This is a genomic window from Aureibacillus halotolerans (genome assembly GCF_004363045.1).
Lineage (GTDB): Bacteria > Bacillota > Bacilli > Bacillales > DSM-28697 > Aureibacillus > Aureibacillus halotolerans.
The window spans coordinates 1-21,883 of sequence record NZ_SNYJ01000031.1 but is presented as its reverse complement, the minus strand read 5'-3'; the positions used below and the strand labels follow the sequence as shown (position 1 = coordinate 21,883).

At 43.7% G+C, this 21,883-nt stretch carries 25 protein-coding genes and 1 riboswitch; of the genes, 4 read left to right on the top strand and 21 right to left on the bottom strand.

Annotated elements, in window-relative coordinates:
• Positions 1–732: 732 nt before the first annotated feature.
• The 3 genes from EV213_RS20220 to pdxR all read right to left on the bottom strand — a co-directional run bounded on the left by EV213_RS20220 (position 733) and on the right by pdxR (position 3,991).
• Positions 733–1,914 (bottom strand): MFS transporter, encoded by a 1,182-nt coding sequence (locus EV213_RS20220; protein WP_133582377.1) that lies wholly within the window; start codon positions 1,912–1,914, stop codon positions 733–735.
• A gap of 131 nt (positions 1,915–2,045) precedes the next feature.
• A complete protein-coding gene (locus EV213_RS20215) occupies positions 2,046–2,348 on the bottom strand; it encodes an ArsR/SmtB family transcription factor (RefSeq protein WP_133582376.1) in 303 nt (100 codons plus the stop codon).
• 245 nt (positions 2,349–2,593) lie between these two features.
• Positions 2,594–3,991 (bottom strand): MocR-like pyridoxine biosynthesis transcription factor PdxR, encoded by a 1,398-nt coding sequence (gene pdxR / locus EV213_RS20210; RefSeq protein ID WP_133582375.1) that lies wholly within the window; start codon positions 3,989–3,991, stop codon positions 2,594–2,596.
• 111 nt (positions 3,992–4,102) lie between these two features.
• Between pdxR and EV213_RS20205 the strand changes: the two genes are divergently transcribed.
• Positions 4,103–5,110, top strand: coding sequence for an aldo/keto reductase (locus EV213_RS20205; RefSeq protein ID WP_341770366.1), 1,008 nt, complete (start codon positions 4,103–4,105; stop codon positions 5,108–5,110).
• Between the two features lie 157 nt (positions 5,111–5,267).
• On the opposite strand, the gene EV213_RS20200 is transcribed toward EV213_RS20205, so the two are convergent.
• Entirely contained in the window at positions 5,268–5,816 is a 549-nt protein-coding gene (locus EV213_RS20200; protein ID WP_133582374.1) for a hypothetical protein, read from the bottom strand.
• A gap of 283 nt (positions 5,817–6,099) precedes the next feature.
• On the opposite strand from EV213_RS20200, the gene EV213_RS20195 reads away from it, so the two are divergent.
• Entirely contained in the window at positions 6,100–6,414 is a 315-nt protein-coding gene (locus EV213_RS20195; protein ID WP_133582373.1) for an AbrB/MazE/SpoVT family DNA-binding domain-containing protein, read from the top strand.
• Entirely contained in the window at positions 6,414–6,689 is a 276-nt protein-coding gene (locus tag EV213_RS20190; protein ID WP_133582372.1) for a hypothetical protein, read from the top strand. The genes EV213_RS20195 and EV213_RS20190 overlap by 1 nt, the downstream gene beginning before the upstream one ends.
• 65 nt (positions 6,690–6,754) lie before the next feature.
• Here EV213_RS20190 and EV213_RS20185 read toward each other — a convergent pair whose 3' ends face one another.
• Both EV213_RS20185 and EV213_RS20180 read right to left on the bottom strand, forming a co-directional pair.
• Positions 6,755–7,000 (bottom strand): DUF3951 domain-containing protein, encoded by a 246-nt coding sequence (locus tag EV213_RS20185; RefSeq protein ID WP_133582371.1) that lies wholly within the window; start codon positions 6,998–7,000, stop codon positions 6,755–6,757.
• Between the two features lie 50 nt (positions 7,001–7,050).
• The gene (locus EV213_RS20180; protein ID WP_133582370.1) at positions 7,051–7,500 is read right to left on the bottom strand and encodes an SRPBCC family protein; all 450 of its coding nucleotides are present in this window, start codon (positions 7,498–7,500) and stop codon (positions 7,051–7,053) included.
• Between the two features lie 251 nt (positions 7,501–7,751).
• Between EV213_RS20180 and EV213_RS20175 the strand changes: the two genes are divergently transcribed.
• The gene (locus EV213_RS20175) at positions 7,752–8,159 is read left to right on the top strand and encodes a hypothetical protein (RefSeq protein ID WP_133582369.1); all 408 of its coding nucleotides are present in this window, start codon (positions 7,752–7,754) and stop codon (positions 8,157–8,159) included.
• Between the two features lie 61 nt (positions 8,160–8,220).
• Here EV213_RS20175 and EV213_RS20170 read toward each other — a convergent pair whose 3' ends face one another.
• The 15 genes from EV213_RS20170 to EV213_RS20100 form a co-directional block, all read right to left on the bottom strand.
• Positions 8,221–8,553, bottom strand: a complete 333-nt coding sequence (locus EV213_RS20170) for an antibiotic biosynthesis monooxygenase family protein (protein ID WP_133582368.1) — start codon at positions 8,551–8,553, stop codon at positions 8,221–8,223.
• 206 nt (positions 8,554–8,759) lie between these two features.
• The gene (locus EV213_RS20165) at positions 8,760–9,701 is read right to left on the bottom strand and encodes a hypothetical protein (RefSeq protein WP_133582367.1); all 942 of its coding nucleotides are present in this window, start codon (positions 9,699–9,701) and stop codon (positions 8,760–8,762) included.
• Between the two features lie 193 nt (positions 9,702–9,894).
• On the bottom strand, positions 9,895–10,380 hold the full coding sequence (locus tag EV213_RS20160) for a hypothetical protein (RefSeq protein ID WP_133582366.1): 486 nt from the start codon (positions 10,378–10,380) through the stop codon (positions 9,895–9,897).
• On the bottom strand, positions 10,370–11,122 hold the full coding sequence (locus EV213_RS20155) for a DUF3100 domain-containing protein (RefSeq protein WP_208112791.1): 753 nt from the start codon (positions 11,120–11,122) through the stop codon (positions 10,370–10,372). The genes EV213_RS20160 and EV213_RS20155 overlap by 11 nt, the downstream gene beginning before the upstream one ends.
• Before the next feature lie 77 nt (positions 11,123–11,199).
• On the bottom strand, positions 11,200–12,456 hold the full coding sequence (locus EV213_RS20150) for a M20/M25/M40 family metallo-hydrolase (protein WP_133582364.1): 1,257 nt from the start codon (positions 12,454–12,456) through the stop codon (positions 11,200–11,202).
• Between the two features lie 919 nt (positions 12,457–13,375).
• The gene (locus EV213_RS20145; RefSeq protein ID WP_166639438.1) at positions 13,376–14,071 is read right to left on the bottom strand and encodes a DUF4309 domain-containing protein; all 696 of its coding nucleotides are present in this window, start codon (positions 14,069–14,071) and stop codon (positions 13,376–13,378) included.
• A 190-nt stretch (positions 14,072–14,261) separates the two neighbouring features.
• Positions 14,262–14,774 carry an NUDIX hydrolase gene (locus EV213_RS20140; protein ID WP_133582362.1) on the bottom strand — a complete coding sequence of 171 codons (513 nt, stop codon included), beginning with the start codon at positions 14,772–14,774 and terminating at the stop codon, positions 14,262–14,264.
• Between the two features lie 89 nt (positions 14,775–14,863).
• On the bottom strand, positions 14,864–15,178 hold the full coding sequence (locus EV213_RS20135; protein WP_133582361.1) for a DMT family transporter: 315 nt from the start codon (positions 15,176–15,178) through the stop codon (positions 14,864–14,866).
• Complete coding sequence (locus EV213_RS20130) at positions 15,178–15,519, bottom strand: DMT family transporter (RefSeq protein ID WP_133582360.1); 342 nt, start codon at positions 15,517–15,519, stop codon at positions 15,178–15,180. Before EV213_RS20130 ends, EV213_RS20135 begins: the two co-directional genes overlap by 1 nt.
• 68 nt (positions 15,520–15,587) lie before the next feature.
• A riboswitch (guanidine-I (ykkC/yxkD leader) is annotated at positions 15,588–15,687 on the bottom strand.
• Positions 15,688–15,745: 58 nt separating this feature from the next.
• Positions 15,746–16,606: a MurR/RpiR family transcriptional regulator gene (locus tag EV213_RS20125; RefSeq protein WP_133582359.1), complete on the bottom strand. Its 861-nt coding sequence runs from the start codon at positions 16,604–16,606 to the stop codon at positions 15,746–15,748.
• Between the two features lie 151 nt (positions 16,607–16,757).
• Positions 16,758–17,015: a hypothetical protein gene (locus EV213_RS20120; RefSeq protein ID WP_133582358.1), complete on the bottom strand. Its 258-nt coding sequence runs from the start codon at positions 17,013–17,015 to the stop codon at positions 16,758–16,760.
• Positions 17,016–17,031: 16 nt separating this feature from the next.
• Positions 17,032–18,384, bottom strand: coding sequence for a TRAP transporter large permease subunit (locus EV213_RS20115; protein ID WP_133582357.1), 1,353 nt, complete (start codon positions 18,382–18,384; stop codon positions 17,032–17,034).
• A 45-nt stretch (positions 18,385–18,429) separates the two neighbouring features.
• The gene (locus EV213_RS20110; protein WP_133582356.1) at positions 18,430–19,287 is read right to left on the bottom strand and encodes an NAD(P)-dependent oxidoreductase; all 858 of its coding nucleotides are present in this window, start codon (positions 19,285–19,287) and stop codon (positions 18,430–18,432) included.
• Between the two features lie 12 nt (positions 19,288–19,299).
• Entirely contained in the window at positions 19,300–19,992 is a 693-nt protein-coding gene (locus EV213_RS20105; protein WP_133582355.1) for an RraA family protein, read from the bottom strand.
• A gap of 385 nt (positions 19,993–20,377) precedes the next feature.
• Positions 20,378–21,061: a hypothetical protein gene (locus EV213_RS20100; protein ID WP_133582354.1), complete on the bottom strand. Its 684-nt coding sequence runs from the start codon at positions 21,059–21,061 to the stop codon at positions 20,378–20,380.
• Positions 21,062–21,883 lie beyond the last annotated feature (822 nt).

The following is a 21,883-nucleotide window of genomic DNA, read 5'->3' as shown; positions in this document are numbered from 1 at the left end:
CCAGAAATCCGTCGATTGGCAATTCACCACCGAGCAGGCACGAGGTAAACTAAAACATCTGTATCCTGTAATTTGATTCGGTCAAGGTACTAGGGCGTGTCTGAGAACTCAGAAGGGAGCAGATGTTGATTTTCGTCCCAAGCAAGGCGCTTTTTCGCAGGCGTACCGGACGTACAATAAGGAAAAGGAACGCCGCTAGGGTCGAAAAGGCGGTGACAGATGCCTCTTAGCGAGTTTTAAGACACGCCCTAAAAAGCTCAATCTCTCTATTTTGATTTGTAGAGAAATTGGGCTTCTTCATTTGGAAAGCAACGGCAGACCAAGAATTGAAAAATAAACTCTTAGACTACCGCTGTTGTCATCCAACTAACGTTCCCCGTTAGCTTTATTATACCGATTAGCTAGCACTTGCCCTGTTTACTCACTCAAGCTCACCACTAAACTTCACTGATTCCTCTAACTCCTTGCACGGTTCGCTGCCGTTACTTTCTTTTATATTCGATAGAATCATCTAGAAAATCGATGACCGGAACACGATTCTATGATTAACAGGTGTCATTGATAGATCGATTCTCAATATGAAGTACTTCATTCTCTCTAGATGGTGCACTCAATAAGACTTCGAGTACTTTTTAACTATTTGATAAAAATGTTGTGTAGTTCCCCTCTCTACCTGCTACTTTTATTTTGCACGACACATGTCGAGCTCTGTTTTCACCTGCAATTGTACTATTATTTATTTACTACGTGATCGTTCACTTTTACCTTTTTAGACGCCGTACGTGAAGACACTATTGTTAAGAAGATAGCTATTGCAACCCCCAGAGCTCCTATCCAGGTAATGGAGGATAAGCTCACCTTCGATACGAAGATTCCACCCATTCCTGCACCTGCCGCCATGGCTAATTGCATCATTGACTGATTGAGACCTAGCAGTACGCCCGATGATTCTGGCTCTATTTTAGCTAGGTGATATTGTTGCGTTGGGCCAGACGACCATGCCGCAAATGACCATAAGGCTAAGATGATGATCACGCCAATATAAGAGTGGGTAACGAGTGAAAACAGGACGAGCATGATGATGTGCAATCCCATTCCACCAATTAAGGTGGCACTTACACCCCATCGATCCGTACTAAATCCACCAAATTTTGATCCAACGAGACTGGCGATACCGAAGACAAGGAGAACACTACTTAACAAATGATCGCTGACACCCGAAATCGTTAGCAAATACGGCGATAGGTAGGTATAGGCAATCGAATAGCCTCCTAGCCAGAAAAAAGTGATCGCTAAGCCAATCGCTACACGTGGTTTTTTAAATAAAGCGAGTTGTTGAAGTAAAGGGACTGGTTTATCCCCTTTGGTTTTAGGCAATGAAAAGAAAATGATTACCATAGCCACTACTCCAAGCAAGGCAATGCCTCCGAAAATAGCCTTCCAACCAAGGGCATCACTTATCATTCTTCCAAGCGGAACGCCAATGATTAAGGATGCTGTGAATCCCATGATCACAGTCGCAATAGCACTCCCTTGCTTCCCTTCTGGTGCGATTTTTTCTGCAATCGTTAACGCTGTAACGACAACCATCCCTGCACCAAGAGCCATAATAATCCTTGCGACAATAAATAATTCATAACCAGGAAGAACGAAGGCTAGAATGTTTCCCAAAACGAATAACCCTAATGAATACATCATTAACTTACGTCTATCCATGGCAGAAGTTACGGCCATTAGTATTGGCGTGAAAATCGCATAGACAAGCGAAAAAATGGTAATGAACTGACCTGCTGCGGCTAACGTAATTCCTAATGATTCTGAAATGGTATCCAAAATACCAGAAATCACATACTCTGACGTTCCAACTAAAAAGCTGATAATCGCTAAGATATAGATTTTTACTGTGTTTGACAAAATACGTCATCCTTTCGCATGGACATATCTAGAATCATTGATATGTATGTTTAAAAAAACACATATTTAGATATGTCGATTTGTTATGTTAAATAAAATAGAATTCAGTGATTAGAATTCTATTTCATTTTTTATATCTCTTTCTCGAGAATAGCAGCAATTTTTTTGATATCCTCTTCATCCCTTTTGTAATACGTGTATTTCCCAATCCGTTCTGTCTTAATTAATCCTGCTCGAAGTAAGATGGAAAGGTATTGAGATGCTGTGGATTGCGTCATTTTCAATTTATCTGTGATTTGACTCACACATACCCCTGTCGTATTCATATCAATCCCTTCGTGGGGCGCAAAATGACGATCAGGCTCCTTCAGCCATTGTAAAATCTGCAATCTCGATTCATTCGATAACGCTTTAAAAACTTCAATGGGTTCCATACGAATCATTATATCGGAAAATAACGATATGTCAACACGTTTGATTTTAAATAATTTATCTCATCAATTCTTGTATATCAGTCAATGGTTCGAATCGCGTGGACTTTCCAATAGAGCATAAGCGTAAATCCGAAGAGGCAGATGGCACCGCACATCATGGGGATTCAAATTCCAGAAAAAGGATTAGGAGCCCCGGCTGCTCTTCGGCCATGCACAAGCGTAAGCGTCGGTACCCTTCCGAGAATCTAGCGCGGCGTAATGAAATGGCGGAGCCGCTTAACCCCTTCCCGAATGTCTGTGTCGTTCAGATGTCCATAGCTCAGCACAACGCGGTTTCCATGATACCTCTTGTTCAGCGCGCAATCCTTGGCTCGTTGGAATCGGACGCCGTAAGATTCGGAACGCTGCCAGTCTATATCGTGCCGGACATTGTCGAATTCGACCATGATGTGCATGCCTGCTTCGTCGCCAAACACGGTTGCGGCGTCCCCAAACGATTGCTGCAGAGCTTCGATCAGCACATCCCGTCGGTGCTTGTAGAGATTTTTCATCTTGTGGATATGACGATCCAGTCTTCCATCCATCATAAACCGGGCCAACGCAATCTGTGTAATGCCAGGGGAACGAAAGTTCGAATTCTCCCGCAAATCGATAAATTGGTTCACCAAGCTCCCGGGGACCACCATGAAGCCGATGCGCAAGCCTGGCGCCAATGTTTTGCTGAACGTGCCTAGATAGATGACCCGTTCAGGAGCCAGCGTATACATCGGCGGAACAGGTATGCCTTTGTGGCGAAAATCCCCGTCATAGTCGTCCTCGAGAATATAGGTGTCTGCTTCTTCTGCGAGTGTAACAGCGAGCTGCCGCCGCTGGATGGTGAGGATGCTTCCACTAGGATAGTGATGGGAGGGGGTAAGCAATAGCAGATGACCCTCCTCTAGGTCGGATAGGTTCTGCAGCTTCATTCCGGAGTGATCCACCTCCATCGGCACAAGGGTAAAATGCTCCTGGCGAAAAATGTGCTGTGCAAATTCAATGGTCGGATCTTCGAGATAGATAGAGTGATACCGGGTGGAGAGCACTTTGGCGGCGATGGCCAAGCCATCTGCAGAACCCGTAACGATCATGATTCGTTCTGGATGGCACCGCATGCCTCTAGTCCGGAACAGATGCGATGCGATTGCCGTCCGGAGTTCATATTCCCCACGGACATCTCCATAATTGTAAATGCTGTCGGCTCCCCACTCGGCTGCTTCTCTAAGATAACGTGACCACATCTTTCGTGGAAAAGAGCTGAGATCCGGTACTCCCGATATGAAATCGATGATCTCCTCGGAATGGTTCGAATCCACAGACATGGCTTCAGGCTCAAGAGGGTCAGCTTGGAAGTGGCGGGGCGAGATTCCGCCTGCAACGAATGTCCCTGATCCCATTTTTCCAATGACGTACCCTTCTGCCGTCAACTGTTCATACGTATCAATCACGACGTTCCGGGCAATTCCGTATGTCTGGGCAAGTTTTCGTGTGGGTGGAAGACGTGTTCCCTCGGTCAGTTCACCGTTTTCGATCTTATCTCGTAGTTGCCCGCAGAGTTGGGCAGTGACGGATTGGGCTAGCTTAGGATCAATCAAAATACCAAACATAGGCGCGACCTCCAAATTGGTTCTTTAAAATAATCGTTTTTTGGTTCTACAAGAAACCATTCCCTTTGATTATAATCGATTTGAAACGAATGGAAAGGGAGGTACAACGAAATGAAAGCGATAAAAAAGAAGCTTGGACATTCGGATATTGAGGTAAGTCCGCTTGGTGTTGGCTGTTGGGCGATCGGGGGTCCCTTTGCACTGGATGGACTTCCAGACGGGTGGGGGGATGTCGATGATCATGAGTCGATCCGCATGATCCGCGTGGCATTGGAACATGGGGTCAATTTTTTCGATACGGCGGATGCTTACGGCGTTGGACATAGCGAAGAAATACTCGGCCGCGCCCTGAAAGGGAAACGCCACGAAGCCGTAATCGCCACCAAATTCGGATATACGCACGACATCGCGACGAAGCAAGTATTTTCGCGCGCCGATCTATCCCCCGCCTATATCCGAACAGCTTGCGAAGCTTCGCTTCGACGACTAGGGACCGATTACATCGATTTGTATCAAATTCACGTTGGAGAAATTGCGCCTGAAGCGCTTCATTCAGTCATTGAATCGCTGGATACGTTAAAAAGGGAAGGGAGTATCCGCTCGTACGGGTGGAGCACTTGGGATGCGGAACAAGCGGCCGTGTTCGCCGCGAACTCGTCCGCCGATGCCATTCAACATTCCCTTAATGTGCTGGCAGATCATGAGCAAATGATTAACGTGTGCGAGAGTAACCATCTAAGCAGCATCAATAATTCACCGCTGGCTATGGGACTATTGAGCGGAAAGTTTGACAGCTCATCGACCTTGCCACAAGACGACGTCCGAGGGACAAAGCATGATTGGGTCCGTTATTTTAAGAATGGAAAACCCAACCCCGACTATTTGGATCAGCTTGATGCGGTTAGAGAAGTTCTGACGTCAGAGGGTCGTACGCTTGCACAGGGGGCGCTTGCTTGGATTTGGGGAAGAAGCGCAGCAACGATCCCGATCCCAGGCTTGAAATCGGTGGCCCAATTAAAAGAAATCGCATCGGCGCTTGAATACGGTCCCTTGACTGAAAGCCAGATGCAAGAGATTCGTACGCTTTTGAGTCCGTTTGACTCCAAAAATGAAGGTTAAGTCGTACGTGGGGACTGTCCAATAAGTTTCAAAATAAAAAAGGTTGGGTGAGAAAACGTAAAGTTTTCCGTCCAGCCTTTTTGTTAGCGCGCCTTGTTGAAAGTAACAAGCCGCTCCGGTAATGGTTCCGTTGCGGTTATGCATTTCTTTCGACAGCTTACTCATTAGAGACTGAGGCTACAACCTTTTCACTGATGATTGTGGCAGCCTGCTCGCCTATAAACGGCACTAATCCCCAAAACCACTCGATGATTTTTTGCTGTTTGGTTCCCTGCTCAATGTCATCCAGGTGAGTCCTACTTTGATTTGTAACTTCTGTCGACAGACCTGTCTCAGCGTTTTCCGTTTCATATCGAATGAGAGGCACTCCCGTGGAGGATAGCTTTTGCTTATTATACTCGGCTAACTGCTCCTGAGAAACTCCGTTTTCCAGTTGAGGAACCTTTGAAAATGGCGAATATCTACCTTCTTCATCGACTCCGGCTTCAATCGCTTCCTTTAATTTAAATGGATCGACGTTGTTAAGCTTCGCCAATCTTTCAACTTCAGCACTGGAAACATGAGTGGTCTCTCCGTCAATTGTTACAGAAGCTGCGTACGGTCCGTCGCTCATCTGATCCGCGGATTGAGCAAATGCGCTAGAAGAAAAAATCAACAACATTAAGGTTGATAACGCCCCTGTTAATAAGCTTTTAAACATTTTCATGTGTTTCATTCCTCCCTAAGAAAATGAAATGACGAATAGTATAGAATTCTGACCCTCTCGTTTCAGTGTTTCTTCTTAGGTGTCCAACTACTGCCTACTATACTAACAAAGAAACGACAATAATATCACGTTATATTCAAAAAATTGTTTAGAATGTACGTTTCCGAAACCACCGAGATTTTCAATGACAACTTATCATGATAAAATAAGAAAAACAGAAAGTAACACTTTCGGAAATTCTGAATATAACTAGAAGGGAAGTGGCATACCTATGAGGAAACTCATGGAAAGAGAGGAACTCACCTTGAAGAAAACTATAACCTTACGTTCCAAAAACCAATTAACCATTCCAAACGACGTCGTAGAGAAATTAAATCTTCACCAAGGAGACGCTTTCGAGGTATCTGTTGAGAACGGTCGCGTTGTTCTAATCCCCGTGGTAACAATTGAAAAAGACCAAGCTTGGTTCTGGACTAAAGATTGGCAGGTAAATGAGGAGCAGGCACAAATAGATATAGAAAACGGTAATGTTAAAAAATTCTCTTCAACCGATGCGTTATTTTCCGACCTCGATGACGAAAATGATGAGGACGACTAATGGAAATAGCTCGAACAGCAAGTTTTAAAAAAGCATATAAAAAACTAGATCCCGTAGCAAAAATAAAAATCAAGAAATGTATTGAACAAATGGCAAAGGATTTGAGCCATCCCTCATTACGAACTAAGAAAATGAAGGGGTACAAAAATCCTTTTGTTTGGGAAGCCACTGCTAGTCAAGGCTCTCCTGCGCTTCGAATGACTTATGAAAGAATCTCTGGAGGGATTCTACTTCGCAATTGCGGTGAACATGATACAGTATATATGAGTCCTTAATTTCAAAGACAACAGCGATCAGTCAAAGATGAGACTTTCTTTAAATGAAATATAAGAAAACTCTCTTATAACAAAAAATCATTGTCTCTCTGCCAATGCCTATTTGGCTCCCCATGATTATCCTCATCCACCTCTTCTATTTCCTGTCGTTCTTCATGAAATTCTTCTCTTTCCTGAGCTGTGATGGTATCAAATGGCGTGTAATAGTTGGTCGGCACTTCTTTTTTCATCATCATTTTGATCACAATAAAACCAATCAATGCACAAAACATAAGGGTGAAAATCGAGGTAATTATAGCGATAGCAACCATAAACAGCTCCTCTCAAAAACACCATCCTCCACCATTAAATCGACACGTTTTTATTCACCAAACCATTGCTGTATAGTTTTCTTCCGATATGAAAAAATGGAGCGAACTTGCCTGTGCACGAAGGGATAAGCGATTTCACCAAGCGGGAAAAACGGCAGCTCATAAGCCACGTGATCCATCATGATCGTCTTGTCGCCTACTTCTTCAAACGTGTGCTCATGCACCCATGTTTTATAAGGTCCTTTGAGCTGTTCATCGACAAACTTAAACGGGGGCTGCCAAACAGGAATCCTTGTCGTCCAGTTTGCAGGAACACCATTAATACGGAGCTTGTAATCAATTAGGGTGTCTTTCTTCATCTCGATAGGAAGTGGCGTGACAATCTGAAATCGTAATGACGGCGGCGTAATCTTTTCCAGATTTTCCGCTGCTGAGAAAAATTGAAACACCTCATCGATCGGTGCCTGAATTTCTGTCGATGCACGTAAATGGTGGGTCACACGCGTTCCTCCTCTGCAAACAATGGGGTGTAGTGAAGCATCTGCGAACAAAAGCCTCCAGTATACTATTTCCCCTCTTTCGCAAAAGAACACTTGTTGAAAGTCACACTATGCTTGGAAGGAAGTAATATCTGTCTATCACAGGTGCACTTTTCGTACTTCATTGACGATTCTTCTGATAGCATAAGGATAATGAGTAGTAACTCCTATGAGGAAATTCTTGCAGCTTGCGTACTAAGGAGTGGATAGACATGGAGAAAGTTGGACTATACGTATTAACGCCCGTCCTCTCCTATTTAGGAGGTTTTTGTGGCTATGTCATCGCATTACGCCTCTTTTGGGATCAAACCCTCGGCGGTGAGACGTTTGCAGTCATGTATATCGGCAGTATAGGTTTTATCGTCGTTGCCGTTCCGATTTATTTAGCGATTATCCGGATCATTGATATAAAATGCCAGTCTTACCGCGGGGTTCTTTATTGTGTGTGTTGTGGGCTTGTCTTTCTCCTGCCAACCTTGTGTATTACATTAATGTACGGGAGCACGGACATTTTTTCTCCCGAGGCGATGTTGTTTCATTGTTTCTTCGTCACATCTGGCATCCTCTTTGGGCTAGGAAATTGGTTTTTTAAAACACTCTCTAACATAAATGGTGCTTAAAAGATTGAAATCGCTCACCAAGTGATGAGGCTAGTGCACTGAAATCTTTTGTATTATAAGCTCATGAAAAGAAGTTGCTATAGTCCCGTTCAACCTTACTGATACGGGTAAAGTAGGATGCATACCAACCCGTCTTTCCTTTTTCTTGTGCCTCTAGATGCTCAATGTTCTGTTTCCAAAGACGTATAGCCTCCAAAGAATCCCAGTAGGACACAGTGATGCCTAAACCATTGTCTTCTCTTGCACTTTCCACGCCTAAAAAGCCAGGCTGTTCGGAAGCTAATCTGACCATTTTTTCTGCCATCGCGTAGTAGCTGTCAGGCTCCTTCTCCGTCCGTTGCGAAGTGAAAACGACGGCATAATAAGGGGGAGCTGGTGTGTTTGCAAGTCCCATTCTCTTTACCTCCAATACCATTGATATTGAAGATTATACCATGCAAATCCCACTGTACATCTGGTTAAAAAAATAAAAAACGCAGCATTGTTTTGCGGTTCATTTAATACTAAATCATGACTACCTCACTCGGTTACATATCGCATTGCGAAACGGGCAATGAGCACCGGACAAGACAAAGCAACAAAGAAAGCGAGCGTTTCTCATCAGTCTAAATAGCCAAACAGCCTCAATTGTTTATACCGTCCAACCGCGAGAATCCCCTTCCACTCCTGCCTTGCCTTTTCATACGCCTCTGGATACTGACCCCAACTCCATGAAATGTCCCACATGCCGTCCTCATCCATTTGTTCTACGTATAGCGAAAGATGCTCTTCAACCAACGGTCCCAGCCTTTCGCAAAGTGGGTCTCTTGGGCCTTCGATAAAATCCAAGGGCAATGGTTTATAGCCCACTGACCAATTAGAAACATCCTTGTCCACACACGCCTCGCTCAACTGCATCACATGCTGAGAGACCTCTTCCAATGAAAATGGCATTGCTGAGTCAAATGTATGTTGATACGGCTTTAAGATCTTCACCATCTGCTGAAAGTTGTTTATCTCGTGCGAATCCATTTCCTTTTGGCTCATCACTCGGGCAGTCGCTTTTTCCACTGAAGACCAGCCGATAGTTGCAGCTTCACTATTCTCTGGCGACCAATGGATGAGGAATGCCGCAAGTTCTGCACTAGGGTTAAACATCCAATTGTCCTGAACGCCTTCCTTCCAATGCCACCAAGGTGCATGAGGGTAATCATTGTTTTCAGGAAGGACAGTAGCCCACATTCCCGTCTCGCGATTCGCTGTCTGTACCAAATAGGAAAGCATCGCCTGAATCATCGGTTCATTTTCGTCTGCGTCAATCTCCATTAATATCTGTCCTGCCGTCCACGTCGCCATTGGCGATGATAGAGGCAACCAAAAATCCGGCTCAATTCCATGACCGAAGCCTCCATCGTCATTTTGAAAGCCCGCAAGCTGCTTTATCACACTTTCTTTCGTGCCATTCTCAAACAGAAACGCAAATCGCGCAGACTCCAGTCCACGAGCCTTTATGTGCAGAAATGCTTTTGCTTTTTCAAAACGTTCTCTTGGCATTTTTCCCATGACGTAAAACCTCTTTTCTTCGGAATGTGCTTCTTTCAAAAGCATTCAATGACCTTCTACTCTAATCTATATCGTTATTCTCTTGGATTGTAAAGCAACAATAGGAGCTTTTATGACTTACGAAACCTAATAACAAAAAACCATGGCACTGCAAAGCCCAATAAAGGCTTTACATGCCATGGTGTAACAAACATTAGCTTCCTGAAATCCACAGACCGAATTGGGACAGAAGGGCGCTACCGACATACGTTCCGGTAAAAACAAACACGGCCACAATCGCTACTTTCCAAGATGTCTTCCGTAAATCAGCCATTCGATCCACGACAGAAATGCCAGCAAACGTCAGAATCGGCGTCGTAATCGAAAGAAAGTCTACGGCCGAGATCGCCTGAACGAAAAAATCAAAGATCAGGCACATCACGAGTGAGGTCAACGCGACCCAACCAAGGATCGGAAATTCGTGAAGGACTTTCACTTTTGTTTTCTTTACAGCTTCGGCAATAAAAATCCCCATCATTGAAAATAACCAAAGGGTCATCAACCCTAGAATCGTCATCATCGAAACCGGCGTTGATGCTGGATCATTCCATAGCTTTACTTGTTGTGTGAACAGGATCAGACTGATGCTCAACAGCAAGACAAGCGCATATTTTATATACTCATGTTGTTTAGCGAGCATCTTCCTTCACCTCCGCTTTTTTCGTTTTAGACAGTTTGTTGTACATGAAACGTTGCAATGGGACGGCAAGAAAAACCATTGTAAACGTGCCGAGGAAGCTGGTTAGAAGCTGACTGGCAGCTGCATAGCTGAGAATGGTTTGTTCCATCTCGGGAAATCTTGCGACGAGGCTCGCAGAAGCTGCCGTCATCATGCTTCCTGAGCCCATCCCTGAAGCCATGGCGAGCGCCTCAACGCGAAAGCCGAGATCCAAAAGTACAGGGGCGAGAATACTGAAGAACAGTGCCCCAAACAGCGTTCCGATAATGTATAGGGAAAGGACACCTTGTCCCTCTTTTGATTCGAGCGTGTACTTCTCCGAAATGTACGCGAGTTCGCCTTCTCGACCGAGGCCAAGCGTGGCGCCAATGGCTTCACGCTTTAACCCTATAAGCAAAGCGACCGGCAAACCGAGCAACACCGTTCCGAGACTTCCAATTTCCTGCACGAGGAAAACCCAACCCACACTTAGAATTTCCTCAATTTTCGGAGCAACATCTGCTCCATAACGTGCCATCAGCGGCAACATAATAAAGATTAAATACTTACTTGAAAAATGCACATTGGCCTTGCTGTAAATGGTTTTCAGGATGCCTTTTCGAAATAGCGGCAAGCCAAACACCATTGTTATGAGTATGGCAAAAACGAGCGGCAGCAACGTTAAGGTAATAGACCCTACAGGAATAAACTGCATGCCAATCATTTCTGCTGCTGTAATAACAAGTAATACAAAAACGAGAAATACAATTGCATTCTTTTTCAATTCGCGCACCTCAGTTGTCAATCGACGATTTGATTTAGTTCAGCTACATACTCCTGGTAGCTTCGTTTGTACAGCTTGTCCCGCTCGATCTTTCCATTCATCGTGGCAAGCACGCGCGCTAAAAACCGCGGAAAGATTTCGTAAATATATTCCGGATCGGTGTCGATAAAGTCATCGCCATGGATCGTTCCAGTAAATCCGCTGTAGCCAATCTGAATGCAAGGCATCATGAACGATAAATCCCCAATGTCGCCAGCCGCGCTGATCGCGTTGTTTTCACTGATCGCTTCGATCGCATCGTCCTGCTCAAACGCTTCCTTTACAAAGGTTGACAGATACCGATCCTGAACAAAAGGGAGGTAGCCCATTTGTGTTTCGATATCGACCGTTCCTTGAAGAGCCATTGCGCTCCCCTTTGCTGCCGCATCCAATCGTTCAGCCACTTGCTTCATATAACCTGTTGTTTTCGAACGAAGGTCTGTTCCTACTTTGATCCGGCTTGGCACGACATTGGTCGACATGTCCGACTCCATCACAATCGGATTAATGCGAACCATTTCCGCATCGTTTAACTGCTGTCTGCCTAAGCCAATGGCTGTATTGAATAAGGTTGATATGTGGTACGCATTCGTTCCTGAAAAAGGATCAAATCCTGCATGAGAAGGCTTACCATTAAACGTATAGCGTTTATAGAGAAATCCAGCCAAGTCGCAGTTAATTTCGATCGTTCGTTTCGGGAAAACGCCTCCCATAGCGTGCACACAAAGAGCGAAATCAAATTCATCAAAAGCCCCAAGTTTCATCGCTTCTGGCTTGCCCCCGTAGTGGCTTATCTTTCCCTCAGCAATGAGTTTGTCACGGTAAGGGAGATCGAGATACTCTTCAGCCGGAATAAAAACAAACGTCACTGAGAAATCGTAGTTCTCGTAGTCATTCGATTCTAACAAATGACGATACAGCGCGAGCGCAATGCCGACCTGCGTGTAATGACCGCAATTATGAGCCGCTCCGGTTTCCTTCGCGGCGTGCATATGGGTTGGCGCATACACCGCATCAAGTTCCGCAATAAACGCAAGGTTCATTGGCTTTCCTTGTCCTAGTGTTGTTTTAAAGCCGGTGATGGCGAACTCCTCAAACTCCGCGGCGGGATTGTGTGATGTAATAAAGTCCTGAACCATTCGCTTCGTACGGACTTCTTTATAGCCTAGCTCTGGATGTTTATAAATATCCTCAGCCAACGCTTTGATCTCTTCATACTGCTCTTTAAAGATCAAAAAAGTTCCCCCCTAGCGTTTAAATTTTTTCACAATACGTTTTACTTTATCGATTTTTGTCCTATTTTGTCAATAGGAGGTTCATAGGAACGGCTAATTGTCTGTGGCTGTAAGGGTTTATATATCGCATTTTTCGACATATTATGCAATATACAGAAGTTGCTCAACTTACTTTTGAATTGCCATACCACAAAAACAGACCCAGCCAAGATGGCATGAGTCTGCGTTTGTTTATTCACTTCATATATGGTGTGGAGTAGAAAGTGCTTTTGTTTGAAATACGGTTATCGAAATTTTTTGTTTTTCCCTTGTTGCCCGTATCAGGCTTCCCTTGGTTCGCGAAACAAAAAAAACATGTTGAAGCAACTTTAACCGAAGAAGATGGTAGAAATAAGCAGATTAATCTAAAGGTAAATATGTTTATTTAATGAATATCTTCGCTAATATTGACCCCATTAAAGCACAAAGAAGGGGACCGACGAGAGTGCCCCCTTGACTGCCTGAATAATAATTAAGGGTGATCCCAAGAGGAAGGCCTATCACAATAACGAATATTAATGCAAAGATAGACTGTTTTGTATTTAGCTTCATAAGGTTCAAAATTAAATCTCTCCTATTAAATGACTTATAACTCGTCCCTGAGTCAATTTAAAATTCAAAGCGATGTGAATATACCTCAGAATGATTCAATCCGTATTCAATTGATGGAGAAAGCCGTATCATAGACTCGACCACCTGTCAGAGGAACGCTGACGCCAACATGGTAGTTTACCTTGTGTCCTTACACATTTTTTGCACCAGTCCTATGTTAATTTGACGTTTTCGTCGAATCAAGTTTTTCGGAGCAGACTCTTAGTATTCTATTTATTTCCCCCTCCTATTGTTTAGAAGAGGATAGTGGCGTTATGTTTGAGGTTCACTAAATCTTAGGGTCTCTGAAAAGAAGGGTTCCTTCCTTGGAAGTTTCGTCGTTATACGCAAAATACAAATTATACCTTCCCGTATGATAAATGAGTAAATATTCCCTATAACCACCGTCGCTCCAATCTTCTTCATCAGGTTCTCCCAACAGCGCTTTCACCTCAGGGATGGAAAGATTATGAACCAAATCGATGACACCGACGTACGGATGTTCTGGATTCTCCTGATCTCTCCAAATGTAAAAAGTTGTGTTTCCATAGACGAGATAAGGTGCATTTAATTCTCCAGTGCGATCAGGTTCACCGAGAGTGTCAATCAGCTCCTTCTTTGAGGTGCCGATAGGAACGCCAATACCCGTCAATTGTCCATGTTTGGCAAGGGAAAGCGTATCATCGTTCACTTTAAGCTCATTCACTGGCCAGACAGCGGCAGCTCTCTGATAATCGAGGGTAATACGTTCACCATCATAGTCTAGATCGGCTCCCAGCTTTTCAGCGAGGAAGCGCACTGGTGCGTACGTATGATTGTTGTAGTTAAGTATTGCAGTGTCTTTCGGCAGTTCCTCGTCATCACCATTAATGACGAGCTGTAAAGGCGCAATAACCGCTTGGATGGCATCAGTTGCAATCGCTGTGGTGGAGAAGGCAAGGACAGCACATGCGAGTAAAACGGAGATGGACAATGGTTTTTTCATAGTCATTTTCCTCCTATTCTTTCGCTTGAATATTGGAACTTCATTATCAATTATTGCATTTATTTTCCTTTTTTCAAAGGCTTTGGCTATAAGTAAATGCAAAAAACAGACTCATCCAAAACGGTATGAGTCTGCTTGTTTGTTAAACACTTTAAACATAAAAAAGCTTGGCAATAAATTTAAGGGTCTGTTAAATACTATTGTTGAGTAGTCTGTTGGATGAGTCATTATCTACGAAAGAGCTATCTAAATCCCACAATTGATCCCCGAAACTCTCTATTAGTTCTTTTGCTCTTTTTTCAATGTTATCCGGAAGAGTCTCTTTACTAAAATATTTTAGGTTAAGGCTTTCTCCATCATTCATTGCTAATGTTCCACTTACATTATTCGCACGAAATAGGTTAATTACATTATACGTTTCATCTCCATTTGGATACTGAAAATAAAAACGCTGACCCGAAAAAACACCTAATAACTCAAATTGATCCGCTAAAAGTCCGGTTTCTTCTTTAAGTTCACGAGAAGCAACCTCTTCTAAACTTTCACTTAGCTCCATTGAACCTCCAGGTAAGCCCCAATCTAATGTATCTGAACGATGTTGAAAAAGAATTTCCCTTTTCTCACTTATGACAAGGACCGTTGCCCCAACACTTATAATTGGACTGCTGCCAATAACCTTCCGCAATTCAGAGATATATCCCATTTTCCCCTCCTATATCCAGTTATTATCTTAATATGTTAGAACAACAGTCCGTTATATTCAACTATCAATATAACCATTTAATCTCCCTATCAAGATATCAGCTTTAACCCCACAGTGGCGCTCAAGACCATAGCAATGAAGACAATTCGCTTCCAGTCTTTAGACTCTCCAAACAAAAACATCCCTAATAGTGCGCCTCCTGCGGCACCGATTCCGGTCCAGACGGCATAGGCCGTGCCCATAGGCAGAGACTCCATAGCAAACGCCAGGAAAAGGAAGCTTGCGCCAAATCCACCGATTAATAACGCTACGGAGACCCAATTGCGCTTTTTGTTGACCTGACTAATCATCGCCACACCAAACATTTCAAACAACCCTGCAATAATTAAAAATGTCCACGCCATTATGCTTCAGCTCCTTCCGATGGTTGATCCTTCGTCACAAGCTTGAGCCCGACGACGCCCGCTAGTAAGAACACGACGAAGAAAAATTTAGCCCATACAAACGGTTGGTCGAAAAAGAGAATTTCTGAAAAAAAGGTGCCTGCCGTGCCTAACCCTACAAAGACGGCATATACGGTGCCTACAGGGATGTACCGTCCTGAGCGAATTAAGAGATAAAAGCTGATAAAAATGGCGATTGCCGTTCCAGTCCATGTCAACGCATCTCCGGCGTGCTTTAAACCAATGACCCAAAGCACTTCAAAAAACGCAGCGACAAAGACCATAATCCAATGTTTGTTCATGTTGATGACCTCCTAAATAATATGATTTCCAAAAAAAACAAAAAAGCCTGAGAGCAACTAATGAAAGTTTCTCCCAGGCTTTTATCCTTCCGTGTCACAGCAACCACTGCTGTGCGTTTTCTCTCGGACCAGACTAGCCGTAGCTACGGAACCCTAGAAAACATTTTTCGATATGCACGTTGAGTCTATCTTACTTCATTTAGTGAAGAAGTCAAGGGTCTAGACTTTAATCCGTTCGTCGCACTGAGTGGTAGTCCATATCCGTCAGTATCGCGTTGACTTTATCAAGACGTCCTTTTGTTTGCTCGGAGTAATTAATGGCCAGCGCACTAACAAGGTAATCCGCAACAAACAAGGAGGACACAGCAGAGTTATGGAACGCAATACTGCTCGAATTACACGGCAATACGAGATTGGAATGCGCAGCAATTGGAGACGAGTAACTGTCCGTAATTGATATGACTGGTACACTATTAGCTTGCGCTGTCTTGGCAAGATCAATAATTCTCCTTGCATAACGCGGAAAGCTCGCAACAATTACAAGATCATTTTCATTCATATCCACAATATTATCCACCCAATCGGATAGATCGGCTACAATGAGGTTCGTATTCCCAAAAAGCCGATTTAAACCGTGCGTTAAATACTGTACAACAGGCAAACCACTTCGAACACTTGTGCAAATAATACGATTGGCTGACACGATCATTTGCTGTGTCTGCTCAAGCTTTTCACGAGAAATCATATCCACCGTGTCTTGAATGTTGGCAATCTGATGTTCCGCATATTTCCCCCAGAGGTCGTCCTCTTCCATACCTTTTATATTCGCTGCAAGCCTTGTATTCGGAGCAGACTGATTTCTAAGGTTTTCTTGCAACCTTTTTTGAAATTCTGTATACCCCGAGTAGCCCAGGTTGGAGGCCAGCCGCATAATGGTTGTCGTACTCGTCTGTACTTCACGCGCGAGTTGGTCCACCGTTAAAAACGCGACATCTAATTGGTGTTTAATAATATAGTCAGCAACTTTTCGTTGCGCTTCCGTTAATTTACTTAAATGTTGTTGTAAGTGTTCAATTGGATTGTCCATTTCATATCTCCATCTAATTGGTGTGAATTTTCCACTTTTAATCGTATCATGTTTTCCCTTTCATGTAAAAAAGGAACTGGTATGGACACCCGGACATTCTCACCTCAAAAAAACAGACAGATCTCAACCGGATCTGCCTGCATGTACTTACTTAGGTCTTTAATTCACCTGAAGCGTTTTCCTCTTCATCTTCCGTTTTCTCCGCGGGGAAGTACCCAATAATGAAGCCGATGATGCCTGCCACAGCACTTATGATAAATGTTGGATTTGCAAACAAGTCCCAACTTTGCTCAATGAGATAACCGCTTTGGAAAATGACGCCTGCCAACTGCCCGATCACAAGGCAAGTGCCACCAGCTAGAAATAATACGAGGCAGATTTTAAACAATTTAACCAGTACGTTTCGCATGTACATCTCTCCCTTGTTATAAAGATACAGGCAGAACGCCCATAGCGATAAGGAAACCAATCAATATAATCGGAATGACATAGTAAACAACTAATGGAACGAATGTCTTCTCCGGCTGGGCTCCAGTTAATGTAGATGCGATAAATATGGACCCCGAAGCCGGTGGAGACGCCCCTTCTGTAGATGCAAACACCAAAATTGCTACGACAGCAAGCAATGGGTCAACGCCCGCCGATGCCAATCCTGCGAAAGCCACCAGACCAACTGCCGTTAATGTGGCTGTTGAAGATAAAGGGCCTGCCACAAGAGCAACAAGAAACGCCACGAGCAACACCATGAGCCATTGGGAAATCGCGAGGGAGTCCATCAACGCTTGCAAGTCTTGGGAAAGTCCTAATTCGCTCAGCACTTTACTAGCTGCGAAGGCGAAAACGAGCAAGGCACCAATCGTTGAAAATCTTGGTATTGCACCATCCAAAAACGTTGACCAGCTCGCTTTCGTTTTCGGAAGGTGCCCCCATCCGACAACCACACTGATGAGTAGAATTAGAATGGGAATCCACGTAATAAGCGAGATACTGTCCATAGCCTCTCCCCCAATACTAGGGATGGCCGCCAATCCTTCAGCCAGAGGTCCAATTGTTACAATGATCGGTATGAGAGCGCCTAAAAAAATCAATGTCGATTTCCAGCCGCTTCGGAAAGATTTGCCTAACGGTTCAATAAATTCTGGCGATACTGCTTGGATTTTTTCACGTTTTACTAGAAACGTGACTAGGAAAAGTCGGTACACAATTTGATATATTCCAGAAATCATTAACCCGATATACAAATCCCCTTCAGTGACAACTGCGGCGACTGGCGCAAAACCGAGCATAATAAACATAGATGAACTAGGAGGAAGAGCCGCCCCTGCTCCCCCATTCCCTGCAAGAATGGTGGCTGACATTTCCTTACGAAAACCTGACTTTACCATCCATGGACCTGTAATGGAGCCTGTTGTAGCTGTATTCCCTGAATTCGAACCTGAAAGTGTTCCGATAAAGGCCGATGCAAGCGTATCCACATAAGCTGCCCCTCCTGGGAATCTCCCCAGGAGGGAATTCAATATTTTTAATAAGCTTTCGATAATCGCTGATTTGTCGATCACATAGGCCATGAAAACAAATGTGATCGCTGCATAGAGAATCTCATACGTTCCCGCAAACACAAGGCCATCCCACATGAGAGAAAGTGCGTCTCGGCCCCCAAATAGGGAGGTTGCAATAAAAGCTAACAGCATCGCTTCACCAATATTACGTTTCATCACAACATTCCAAAATATAATGATTCCAATAAACGTAAATAATGCCCAAATACCTAAACCCATCCGTTCCACCTCTAATCTCAGTCAATTTTTTTATTGCCATTGAGCCTACTTTTTACAAGCATCTATGACTTGATGCCAATGTTCAGGTTTTTCATTAAAATTCAGCAAAGCCAGTTTTTCAATTTTTGCTTTGGCTACTGCTGACATCGATGAATCAAGATTGGCTGATTCCAGCATCTCGATAGAGCCTGAAAGTTCAATCGAACGTCGCGTAGCATGCAGAGCGGTTCCGGTGACGAGACGATTCATCGTTTCTTCAAATGACTTGCCATTCATGGTGTCACTTAAAGAACCAATCACAAGCTCTTCGACATTAAAATGGCGCGCAGCCTGCAACATCTCAACGTACAAACCGACAACACCTTTCATATAGATGCTTCGAATTAACTTTGCCGCGGTCGCTTCCCCTGGAATGTCGCTCACCTTTTCAATGTTCATCTCGTAGCCTGCCACCAACTGAATGAAGTCATCAGTGCCATCACCGCTGGCTAGAATCGGAACCTTATGTTTATAAACAGGCAGTGATCCCATCATCGCCGCGTCCACAAATTTCCCGCCGACTTTGCTTATATTGGCTGCGATCTGCTTTTTCACATCTGGACTAGCGGCAGACACATCAATATAGATGGTTTCACTACTTAAATGAGGAAGCAGCTGTTCACTAGCTCCTAGTGCTTTGTCTGCCGGCACCGCCACAATGACAGCGTCGGTCCCTTTGAGCACTTTCTCTGCTTGTCCAACGATCGTCACGTTTGCTGATTGCGCACGACTCTGTATTCTCTCGCTGTATTCCGGCACAATCCAGAGAGGATCATACGCTTTCATATTTTCTAGGCCCTGCCCATGCAAGCCAGTCGCCAATTCAAATGCTGCCTCTCCAAAACCGATAAACCCTAAATGCATCGTTGTTGCCCCCTAGTACCCATATTGTTTCATTTTTTCCGCAAGCCAATCCGGTGCGATGCGAGAAATGTCCTCCTCACTAACGCCTTGTTCTTTTCTCAATTGCTCATAACTAGCAATGGCTTGCAGACGTTTTTCTTCATACGTTACTTTTGCTTCCGCTTTCGTGAGAGCATCCTCAATTTTATCCTTTGGAACGACCACCACGCCGTCCGCATCCCCAACAATTAAATCACCTGGGACGACCGTCACTCCTGCACATGAAATGGCTGTATTAATGTCTCCCGGACCATTTTTGAAAGGACCGTTTGGAATGAATCCCTTCGCAAAAACAGGTAAGCCAATCTCACTCAGCGCTTCTTTATCACGGACGAGACCATCAATAACGATGCCTTCGAGCCCCATCGCTTTCGCAGCTCCCACCATTAGCTCTCCAAGATAGGCGTTCTCTGTATGCCCTTTGCCATCCGCGACAAGCACATACCCTTCGCTGCCACTATAGATGCCTTGATGCAAAAACAAATTGTCGCCAGCTCTCATGTCAACGGTTAAAGCGGTCCCGACCACTTTAAACTCTGGAGACACAGGCTTTACTTTATAATCCATCGACCCTGTATTGCCGAGTGCATCTGAGATCAGTGTTGAATTTAACTTTTTAGCTCTTTCAATGATTGTTTCTGGTAAAAGCGGTGCTGTATGCTTCATCGTTTCACCCTTCTTTCACTTCAAGTTAAGTTATATATATTACTCTATAATATAATTAGGTAATATTTATTACTAAGGATATTATCATCACTATTTACTTTTGTAAACCCTTTCATGATGATGAAGGCTCAAGTTGAGAGAGCAACTCTTTTTTCCCAGACGTATGTTCTTGTGTGAAATGGCTGTATACCGCATGATTTTGCGAGGAAATGATCTAATTTCAATGGGTTTAGTTTCCATATAAGGGTTAAATATTCCCGTGAGAAAAGCCTGTTAATATGGTTCCAAATACAATGCAAAAAAGCCTGAGAGGAACGAATCAACGCTTCTCTTAGGCTTCTCTATGTCCTTTTCTGTGCTATTTGAATCTAGCTTACAAATAAAATTACGGTACTGGTTTGTCGTTTAAATAATGAATCACGTTACATCTAAAATCAGCAAAGCTCTCGCCCGTTTTTCCATAGTACATGAAATGCCTGCAAGCAAAGATCGCACCTTTATTTCCGTTAGGGTAGGTAAATTCGACGAACGGTGCTTTGGCCTCGATGGTTTTCAGCGGTTGATCGAGGTCTATAGTAGAGTCGTCCAACAGTTGATGTGACGCCAGTGCGTTCACTAAGCACTTCAAGCTCATTTTGCCATGCACGAGCAATACGTTAGGTGTTTGCTCCATCAGCAAGCGATAAAAGATGGCTTCTGCTTTTTCGATCACGTCCCGTGGTGTCTTCTTTAATTCCTTCACGTTGGGCGTCGGGTAAGGGATCGCATTGGTCTCCAGGACGGCTTTTCCTGATTGTATTTGAATCTCTTTAACAAAGTTGTTTATGCCGCCTCTCGTCCGCGAGACAGCCGGTTTTCCCTGTGCTCTACGTAGTTCTTCATACTTTCCATAAAATGCATCTTCATTCGTTAGAAGCTGTATGTATTCACTCAATGAAAGATCCGTCTCACTGATCGGCGTCGCTGGATTAATGCCGACCAAAAAGACTTCATGCTTTCGGTGTGGATCATTGCTGACGAATGGTCTGTAGTACCGTCTTTTTGCGTCCATTGGATGTGGCTGTACCATTTCTGTTAGCGATTCTAAGTGGGAGTAATTGATTGTTTTTGCACCTCTTTTTTGGGGTTTGTTAAATTCTTGTTGTTAGTCCAAAACAGTATAACGAATTGAACATTTTTCCGAAAAGCCAACTAATTTTCCAAGTTCCATTTGGCATATTTTATTGCTTTCTTTCATATTATCACCAAAAAAGCATCTTTCCGAGGATGCTCTTTTCTGCATAAACTCATCTGCCATAGGGACCGGCATCAAACCTCCATAAAGAGGCACTATGCCACCTCGCTGTAATCATTTCTGTTTTGTTCTCAGTTTACGAAAACGCTTACAAATTTAATTACCCTTAAAAAGACAGAGCATATAAGGAGGGTCGAACATAGTAAATTATTTCAAACACCTCATGAGACTCGTCCCAACCTTTTTAACATTGATGGTCCTATATTTTATCGTAAATGCCACAACAGAACTTTTTCTGGACGCTATTAATTATATCGTTGTATGTTCAGGAATAACCTGCGCTCATTCAATTGAATATTCCGTAAAATTTTTAAGGAAATAGAAGGGTCCAAAGAGTAGAGTCTTCACTCATTCTTTTATTGTCAGACTTCAGTTCTCATGTGTCCCCTGACATAACAAAGAATGCAAGACCAATTTCCATTTCGTATATACAATATTCCTGCTCCCCAAATTGTTCGCTATCTAGTTCGTTGCCCTCAAAAGACAAATAAAACCCTTAGCATCACTAGCGTTGCATTAAAAGGTACTGATCATTAAAAATACAAAGAATGTTCAATAAACAAGTCGTTATATAATGAAAAAACCCTTTACAATGGA

Coding starts and splice junctions, on each gene's coding strand:
- EV213_RS20215 (WP_133582376.1), bottom strand. CDS start 2,348: ATGGAACCCATTGAAGTTTTTAAAGCGTTATCGAATGAATCGAGATTG.
- pdxR (WP_133582375.1), bottom strand. CDS start 3,991: ATGTTTGGTATTTTGATTGATCCTAAGCTAGCCCAATCCGTCACTGCC.
- EV213_RS20205 (WP_341770366.1), top strand. CDS start 4,103: ATGAAAGCGATAAAAAAGAAGCTTGGACATTCGGATATTGAGGTAAGT.
- EV213_RS20200 (WP_133582374.1), bottom strand. CDS start 5,816: ATGAAAATGTTTAAAAGCTTATTAACAGGGGCGTTATCAACCTTAATG.
- EV213_RS20195 (WP_133582373.1), top strand. CDS start 6,100: ATGGAAAGAGAGGAACTCACCTTGAAGAAAACTATAACCTTACGTTCC.
- EV213_RS20190 (WP_133582372.1), top strand. CDS start 6,414: ATGGAAATAGCTCGAACAGCAAGTTTTAAAAAAGCATATAAAAAACTA.
- EV213_RS20185 (WP_133582371.1), bottom strand. CDS start 7,000: ATGGTTGCTATCGCTATAATTACCTCGATTTTCACCCTTATGTTTTGT.
- EV213_RS20175 (WP_133582369.1), top strand. CDS start 7,752: ATGGAGAAAGTTGGACTATACGTATTAACGCCCGTCCTCTCCTATTTA.
- EV213_RS20170 (WP_133582368.1), bottom strand. CDS start 8,553: ATGGGACTTGCAAACACACCAGCTCCCCCTTATTATGCCGTCGTTTTC.
- EV213_RS20165 (WP_133582367.1), bottom strand. CDS start 9,701: ATGGGAAAAATGCCAAGAGAACGTTTTGAAAAAGCAAAAGCATTTCTG.
- EV213_RS20160 (WP_133582366.1), bottom strand. CDS start 10,380: ATGCTCGCTAAACAACATGAGTATATAAAATATGCGCTTGTCTTGCTG.
- EV213_RS20155 (WP_208112791.1), bottom strand. CDS start 11,122: ATGATTGGCATGCAGTTTATTCCTGTAGGGTCTATTACCTTAACGTTG.
- EV213_RS20145 (WP_166639438.1), bottom strand. CDS start 14,071: ATGAAAAAACCATTGTCCATCTCCGTTTTACTCGCATGTGCTGTCCTT.
- EV213_RS20140 (WP_133582362.1), bottom strand. CDS start 14,774: ATGGGATATATCTCTGAATTGCGGAAGGTTATTGGCAGCAGTCCAATT.
- EV213_RS20135 (WP_133582361.1), bottom strand. CDS start 15,178: ATGGCGTGGACATTTTTAATTATTGCAGGGTTGTTTGAAATGTTTGGT.
- EV213_RS20130 (WP_133582360.1), bottom strand. CDS start 15,519: ATGAACAAACATTGGATTATGGTCTTTGTCGCTGCGTTTTTTGAAGTG.
- EV213_RS20125 (WP_133582359.1), bottom strand. CDS start 16,606: ATGGACAATCCAATTGAACACTTACAACAACATTTAAGTAAATTAACG.
- EV213_RS20120 (WP_133582358.1), bottom strand. CDS start 17,015: ATGCGAAACGTACTGGTTAAATTGTTTAAAATCTGCCTCGTATTATTT.
- EV213_RS20115 (WP_133582357.1), bottom strand. CDS start 18,384: ATGGGTTTAGGTATTTGGGCATTATTTACGTTTATTGGAATCATTATA.
- EV213_RS20110 (WP_133582356.1), bottom strand. CDS start 19,287: ATGCATTTAGGGTTTATCGGTTTTGGAGAGGCAGCATTTGAATTGGCG.
- EV213_RS20105 (WP_133582355.1), bottom strand. CDS start 19,992: ATGAAGCATACAGCACCGCTTTTACCAGAAACAATCATTGAAAGAGCT.
- EV213_RS20100 (WP_133582354.1), bottom strand. CDS start 21,061: ATGGTACAGCCACATCCAATGGACGCAAAAAGACGGTACTACAGACCA.